At 66.9% G+C, this 6,943-nt stretch carries 4 protein-coding genes, 1 tRNA gene and 2 pseudogenes; 2 read left to right on the top strand and 5 right to left on the bottom strand.

The genetic code is table 11. From position 1 onward, the window contains the following. From ABGB17_RS03950 to ABGB17_RS03940, 3 genes and pseudogenes are all read right to left on the bottom strand, one after another. Positions 1 to 1,307 (bottom strand): cellulose-binding protein (locus ABGB17_RS03950; RefSeq protein ID WP_347626315.1); only part of this gene is annotated, 1,307 nt, incomplete at its 3' end. Positions 1,308 to 1,693: 386 nt separating this feature from the next. Then, the gene (locus ABGB17_RS03945) at positions 1,694 to 2,650 is read right to left on the bottom strand and encodes a cellulose-binding domain-containing protein (RefSeq protein ID WP_347626314.1); all 957 of its coding nucleotides are present in this window, start codon (positions 2,648 to 2,650) and stop codon (positions 1,694 to 1,696) included. 1,208 nt (positions 2,651 to 3,858) lie between these two features. Continuing rightward, positions 3,859 to 4,302, bottom strand: a pseudogene (locus tag ABGB17_RS03940) (transposase family protein); the annotation flags it as partial. 250 nt (positions 4,303 to 4,552) lie between these two features. On the opposite strand from ABGB17_RS03940, the pseudogene ABGB17_RS03935 reads away from it, so the two are divergent. Both ABGB17_RS03935 and ABGB17_RS03930 read left to right on the top strand, forming a co-directional pair. Then, positions 4,553 to 5,008, top strand: a pseudogene (locus ABGB17_RS03935) (transposase family protein); the annotation flags it as partial. A gap of 281 nt (positions 5,009 to 5,289) precedes the next feature. Next, positions 5,290 to 5,547: a hypothetical protein gene (locus ABGB17_RS03930; protein ID WP_347626313.1), complete on the top strand. Its 258-nt coding sequence runs from the start codon at positions 5,290 to 5,292 to the stop codon at positions 5,545 to 5,547. Between the two features lie 295 nt (positions 5,548 to 5,842). On the opposite strand, the gene ABGB17_RS03925 is transcribed toward ABGB17_RS03930, so the two are convergent. After that, positions 5,843 to 5,915: transfer RNA gene (locus ABGB17_RS03925), tRNA-Thr, on the bottom strand. 64 nt (positions 5,916 to 5,979) lie between these two features. Continuing rightward, positions 5,980 to 6,936: a 23S rRNA (guanosine(2251)-2'-O)-methyltransferase RlmB gene (gene rlmB / locus ABGB17_RS03920; RefSeq protein WP_347626311.1), complete on the bottom strand. Its 957-nt coding sequence runs from the start codon at positions 6,934 to 6,936 to the stop codon at positions 5,980 to 5,982. Positions 6,937 to 6,943: the final 7 nt, after the last annotated feature.

Genomic DNA, 6,943 nt, shown 5'->3' with positions numbered 1-6,943 from the left:
GGGGTGGTGGTGGGGGTGGTGGTGGGGGTGGTGTCGGTGAGGGTGGGGGTGGTCCAGTCGCGCCATTCGGTGAGGTTGCCTTGGGCGCGGGGGGAGATGCGGATGGTGCCGGTGGCGGTGCCGGTTTTGAGGAGGTGTTTTTGGATGTTCTGTTGCAGGGGGGTGCGCCATTCGGTGCGGTTGGCGCAGTGGCTGCCGTCTTGGACGTCGGACCAGTAGGTGATGTTGGAGATGGCGCCGAGGGCGCGGTAGACCTCGGCGCCGGCGAGGGCGGCGATGCTTGCGGAGCGGGGGCCGAGGTTTTGGATGTGGGGGTTGTCCATGATGAACAGGCCGCGGGGGGCGATCATGGCGATGGTCTGGTGGGTGTCGATGGGCAGGCGGGCGGGGTTTGAGGTGAAGGTGCCGAACGCGTCGCCGAGCCAGGGTTGTTCGCCGTAGGCGCTGGACAGGCTTTGGGCGCCTTCGCCGGGGATGCCGCGGAAGATGGGGACGCCGGCGCTGCCGGATTCGATGGGCATGGTCAGGGCGATGCGCTGGTCGAAGGCGCCGATGACGAAGGCGCCTTTGCCGAAGCGGGAGCAGCCGGTGACGCCGATGTCGGGGCGCAGGACGGTGCCGCCGCTGGATTCGATGACGTCGATGATGCGGCTGACGCCCCAGGCCCACGCGGCCAGCAGCCCGGTGCTGCTGGTGTTGCCGTAGATGCTGTAGAACGCGCCTTGTTTGTTGTTACGCGGGGTGCCTTCGCGGCCGACGGCGTAGGGGTCGTAGGTGATGGTGGCCGCGCCGGCGGCGCGGATGGCGGCGGTGTCGGCGCCGAACCCGCCAAGGACCACCACGGCGGGGAACGGGCCGCTGCCGCTGGGCAGTTGCACGCCGGCTGAGAAGCTGGAGCTGCGGCCGTTGTGTGAGACGTTGACGGTGATGCTGGAGGAGGACACCGTGCCGGTCACACTGGCGGGTTTGCCGGGTTTCTCGCCGTAGACGAATCGTTCGGCGAGTTTGCGGATCTCGGTGCGGCGGCAGCGCCACTCGCCGGTGGTGGTGATGCGCTGGTTGTCGAGTTTGCGGAACGGGTCGGGAAGCCGCGAGACCGTCGGCAGCGACCCCTCGTCGGGCAGGGCCGGCACCGGGCAGTTCGCCCCCTCGTCCTCCACACCGGCGGCCATCGCCACCGCACCGGCCCTGCCGGGCACCGCGGCCTCGGCGACCACGACACTGACCAACCCCGCGACGAGCGACACCGCCGCGGCCATCGCGACGGCCGTGGAACGGATCTTCAATCGGCCCGAGCTTGTGATCACCAGGGCTCTCCCTTCCGGGTATGGGGACGGGCACGACGATCGCCATACCGCCTGACGTCGTCGGCAGGGCGAAAACTATCGGACGTTTCTCGGAAGATGAAGACGCCCGCTGGTCTGCACCTTTATCGTTTTGATGAGCTGCACAAACGTTTCAATTACACCGAACGATTCAGAAACTTCCTGAACTCTGACCGGCCTGACGGCGAGATGCGGCCGGACCGATGACGTCCCCCGGATGGCCGGCCGACGTGGTGGCGAGCTACGACCTGACCCCGGCGACTCGCCGGGGGCCGGAGCGAGCGACGGCACCTCCCCGCACCAGGCGGGGAAGGTGCCGTCGTCACGCTGCGTACGCGCCATGACGGTCAGCCGATCCGGATCACCGGCTAACCCCAGTACCCGATGGCCTGCCGGCCGAGCGACTGCTGGCCTGCCGTGTTGGCGTGGCAGCCGTCGGAGACCTCGTTCGGCCGCAGGCGGAACGCACCCGGGTAGGTCACGTTCTGCGTGCTGTCGGCGGCCGCCTGCCGGGCGAGGCTGTCGGTCAGTTGCGGGCCGTTGGCGCCCGCCAGGAAACAGGTCTGGCCCTGGTCGTACAGCGGCTGGCCGGAGATGATGATCCGGGCGCCGGACGCCGCGTGCTGGCGCGCGTTGGCGATCATCCGCTTGACCTCGTCATAGGTCGCGTTCGCGTTGAACACGCAGATCTGGATCCAGACGGTGTTCGGGCGGCCGTACCTGCTCGCCTGCTGGTCGAACAAGCGCCACGAGCTGGAGTTGGTGTCCGTCCACGACTGCACGACCATGCCGCCGGTCCCGTACGGGCCCCACATGCGCGTGCCGCCGACCGCCCGGTAGCCCTGCGCGACGTTCTCGGCCATCGAGCAGCCGATGAAGCCCATCGTGTTCGCGCCGCCACCGGTCGGGGTCACCGTCGGCGTCGGCGTCGGCGTGGGGGTGACGGTCGGGGTCACCGTGGGGCTGACCATCGGCGTCGGCGACGGGTTCGTGCCCCCCGTGCAGGTCGTGCCGTTGAGCGCGAACCCGGTCGGCGCGGGGTTGCTGCCGCTCCACGACGCGTTGAACCCGAAGCTCGTGCTCGCGTTGGTCGCGAGGTCGCCGTTGTACGAGACGTTGCGTGCCGTGACCTGCGCTCCGCTCTGGGTGACCGTCGCGCTCCACGCCTGAGCGACCTGCTGTCCCGCCCCGAAGGACCAGGTCAGCGTCCAACTGCTGAGCGGATCCCCGAGATTGGTCAGATTCACGTTGCCCGTGAACCCGTTGGGCCACTGAGAGGACACCGAGTAGGTGATCCGGCACCCCACCGCCGCCGAAGCCTGCACGGCCGGCAGAATCCCACCGACCGTGACAGCCGCCACGACAGAAACGACGCCTGCGATGAACAGGCGGAACCGAGATAGGCGCATCACCCCTCCCTCAACTGTGTACTTCCGTGATTGGTCTGCAAACTTGTGGGCGCCGACATCCGCGGCCCCGAACCATTCGGATGAGTTCCGCTGACGGCCTCCTTCTCTGGAATTCGCAAGCCCGACCACCCGCCCCGCACCCCGAACGCGGGCACGACGCACTCGCCCGTCCACTCGAACGGGCCCCGCGACCCGACAGACCCTCAGAGCGCGACAGCCCTCACGAAGGGGCCACCATCAGTCACCGCCGAACCGGCCCGCGCGACGACCGACCAGAGACCGTCAACCGCCCCAACCGGCACGCCTCGGCCGGCCACAGCCCCAGTCCCCTGATCGAGAGTTCACTCCGCCTCCATCGGCTTCTGTCGTCCGAGGCGGAACGTATGACATTTACATGACGCCGGTCAATGTCAATGTCCAACGTCGAGCAGGTCTGGCTCGTGACAGCCCACACCCCTGCCTGAGCCCATGGAAGTTCCACGCGACGCCACCACTCACCGGAGGACGCGCGTCTACGACAAAGCCGCCCACACACCGGCATCCGGGAGCCATTCGGGCAGCCGATACCCACACCCATGAAAATTCAGCTAGAAGCAGCGGCCCACCGCAGGTCAGGCCCGAATGCGCGGAGAACGCGTCGCCACATGCCCGCTATCGGCCGCGAAAGATCGTCTTCCAATGTCTGATTCCGCGTAGCCCCAATTGGAGCGACTCGGGCTCCTGGTCCCACGGAAAGTCATGGACGAGCATGTGCCATGGCACCGCACACGCTCCGAGGACCACGGCCAGATCGATGAGGTGGCACAGAGCGATGGCCAGCTCGACCACCAGGGCGTTCACGCCATGTCTTCGCACCGCGGACTTGAGCGGCGAAAAGCCTGCCGGTCATCATTCTTGAACTCGCGAAGAATCCGGGCGTTGTCCAGTGCCCTGGCCAAGCCCGTCAACTTCTTCGAGCCGCCGTATTCCAGCTCGGCCGGCTCGTCACGCTGGATGAGAATAATCGAGTTCCCGGACGGATCGATCAGCGTGAACCGGGACACGCCCGGACGATAACGGGTGATCCGCGGCAACCCGGAACTCAGCACCTTCCCGTGAATCCATTTCAACCTCGCGCTCTGAGCTGCCCGGTGGTTTTGCAGGACGGCGATGGCTTTCACCAAGTGACCGGCCTTGTTGGGGCAGCAGCGGAGCTTGTGGAGGACGCGCCAGCTCTTGAGCTGGGCGTTTGCGCGTTCGCCGGGGCCGCGGAGCGCGGCGTGGGATCGGTTGGCCTGTTTTTGTGATGCCGGCTTGTTCCTGCCCTTGTACGGCGTGATGACGACGGTGGCGTCGGCGCCGTGATAGCCCTTGTCGGCCAGGGTGAGGATCCCTGCTTTCTCCAGTTCGCGCAGGATGCCCCAGATGCGGGCGGCGGTCAGGTCGTGGACACTGCCGGGCAGTGCGCCGGACGTCCACAGGATGGCCCCGCCGGGACCTGCGATGATCTGGATGTTCATGCCGTGGACGCGGTGCTTGCCCGAGTAGTACGGCCGGTCGGCCTTGACGCGGTCGGTGTGGATGAGTGAACGCATTTCATCCGCTGGCGGAAGGCTGCTGATCACAGCATGATCGCGAGTTTCGGGTTCGGCTGATGACATGAAGAGACCCCTGGTAGACGGGTTGATCACCACAACCCACCACGTCTCAACCAGAGGTCTCTGCGTGCTGTTCTATCGCGCCGCCGTCGATTTGTCGCCCGCAACGCTGAATTACGTGGCCGGGATCATCCGTCGCCACCGCAAGCGGATCGGATCGTCCTGGTAGCGGCTCAGCCCCGGCCGGCAGGCCCTGCTCGTACTGGTCGACCTTCGCGAGAACGAGACATTCGCCGAGCTCAGCGCCGGATTCGGCGTGTCGGCGGCGACCGCCTGGCGTTATGTGCACGAGACCGTGAAGCTGCTGTCGGCCCGTTCACCCACGCCGGCACAGGCCCTGCGCACCGCCACCAAGGACGGGCTGACACACCTGATCCTCGACGGCACACTGAACCGCTTTCACCCGGCCGGTGCCCGAGGGGTAAAGCTGCTGGATCACCGCGACGATGTCCGGTTCCGGAGGTACTCCGAGTTCCCGGATCAATATTCGCCTGCACTTCTCGTACTGGCGCAGCGCGCTGCTGAAATCGCCACGGCCGGCGTGGATCTCCAGGAGGATGCGATTCGCGCTTTGGACATCAGCGAACAGCACGCGCCTGGACAACGCCCAGCTAGGCCCACCGCACCACCCGGCTAACACTTTCCACGATCACTTCGGAACCACGCCGCCAAGTCGCACGCCTCATACCGGCTGTCGAACAGTGGATCAGCCAACGAGACATATCGGGACAAAATAGCAAATACGAGGGTATAGAATGTAATATCTAATTAATTCGTGGTCAAGCAATAATAGTGATCGTTTGTCGAATCAGGTGCTCGGGAAGCTAGGTGAGCAGTGGCAGGTAGGGCGTCAGCGCGTTACCTGCAAGGCGGATCAAGGCGTCCGCTCCGCGACTCGCTCCACCAAGGGGGAACGCAATGCGACCTAGCAAGAAGCACGCGGCGACACTGGCCATCGCGGTGGCACTCACCGGACTCGGCACCATCACCGCCAGCGGCGCGGGCGCATCCACCAGCATCGGCGCGAACTGGGAGAGGGGCAGCGGCTCGGGCGGATTCGGCGGCTTCGGCAATAGCGCTGTGGACTTCGCGACCATCACAGAGGCCGCTGCCTTCGAATACCCCTTCGTGGGCGTGGGCGGCCTCGTCAGCCCCGGCTTCGGCTTCGGGTTCTAACCGACACTCTGATCACGGTTGAGATCTGCGCTGGAGCGTCGGAAGGTGACTGCCTAGTGGCGATGTCATCCTGCAACCAGCGCAGAATCTCCCTCCGCGCGGCACAGTTGAGCCTGCCGTCGCGCTCGCGGTTGGCGATCCGGTCCTTGCGTTCGGACATGACCGCCTGGATAGCCCACTTGCGTCGATTAGGTCCGGATCCTCCGCATCTCGCCAAGACCGGTCCGAGCCGCCAGACGCGCCGGACACGTGGCAAAGGCCTCGGGCGAACTCGCCCAAGAGCCTTTGAGCTGGGAGCCGACGAGGGGAATCGAACCCCTGACCTACGGTTTACAAGACCGTTGCTCTGCCGATTGAGCTACGTCGGCGGGTGGTGGGACTGAGTTTAGTGGGCCGGGGTGGGGGGCGTCATGGAAGGTGGTGGCTGGGGGGCTAGGGGTGGCGGAGGCGGGTTATCTCGTAGAGGGAGATGGCGGCTGCTACTGAGGCGTTGAGGGACTCGGCGGCGGCTCGGATGGGGATGCGGGCTATGGTGTCGCAGGTTTCGCGGACGAGGCGGGAGAGGCCTTTGCCTTCGGAGCCGATTACTACCACCAACGGGTCGGTGGCGAGGTCTATGTCGGCGATGTTCGTGTCGGCGGTGCCGTCCAGGCCTATGACGAAGAGGCCGCGGGAGCGGTAGTCGCGGAGGGTGGTGGTGAGGTTGGGGGCCTTGGCTACCGGGAGGTGGGCCAGGGTGCCGGCGCTGGTTTTCCAGGCGCCTGCGGTGACGCCGGCGGAGCGGCGGGCGGGGACCAGGATGCCGTGGGCGCCGAAGGCGGTGGCGGAGCGGGCTATGGCGCCGAGGTTGCGGGGGTCGGTCACGCCGTCCAGGGCGATGATCAAGGGGGTTTCCGCGGCGTCTTCGGCGCGGTCCACCAGGTCGTCGGGGTGGGCGTACTCGTACGGGGGGAGCTGGAGGGCCAGGCCCTGGTGGACGCCGCCCTCGGTCAGTCTGTCCAGCTTGTCGCGGCTGACTTCCAGGAGGGCTATGCCGCGGTCGGCGGCCATCTTGATGGCGTCGCGGACGCGGTCGTCGTTGTCGACCCGGTGGGCGACGTACAGGACGTTGGCGGGGATCTCGGCGCGCAGGGCCTCCACCACCGGGTTGCGGCCGCCGATCACCTCGGGGGTGTTCTCGTCCCTGCGGGGGCGGCGGGCGGGCTGGTCGCCGGGGCGCGCGGCCGTGCGAGGGGCGGCCTGCTGGCGATCCTTGTACCAGTGGCGCATGTGGGCCGGAGGCGTGGCGCCTTTGCCCGTCAACGAACCGCGGCCCTTGCCGCCGGTGCCCCGCGTGGGGCCTTTTCTTCTGCCGCCGGAACCGCCGGAGCTTTTACCCGCACCTGCCATGCCGTAA

It is taken from the genome of Sphaerisporangium sp. B11E5, assembly GCF_039871875.1.
GTDB lineage: Bacteria > Actinomycetota > Actinomycetes > Streptosporangiales > Streptosporangiaceae > Sphaerisporangium.
The sequence above is the reverse complement of the archived record's forward strand: the minus strand, read 5'-3'. Positions and strand labels throughout refer to the sequence as shown.

Excerpts from the sequence above, each read along its gene's own strand:
- rlmB (WP_347626311.1), bottom strand. The coding sequence starts at position 6,936 with ATGGCAGGTGCGGGTAAAAGCTCCGGCGGTTCCGGCGGCAGAAGAAAA.
- ABGB17_RS03930 (WP_347626313.1), top strand. The coding sequence starts at position 5,290 with ATGCGACCTAGCAAGAAGCACGCGGCGACACTGGCCATCGCGGTGGCA.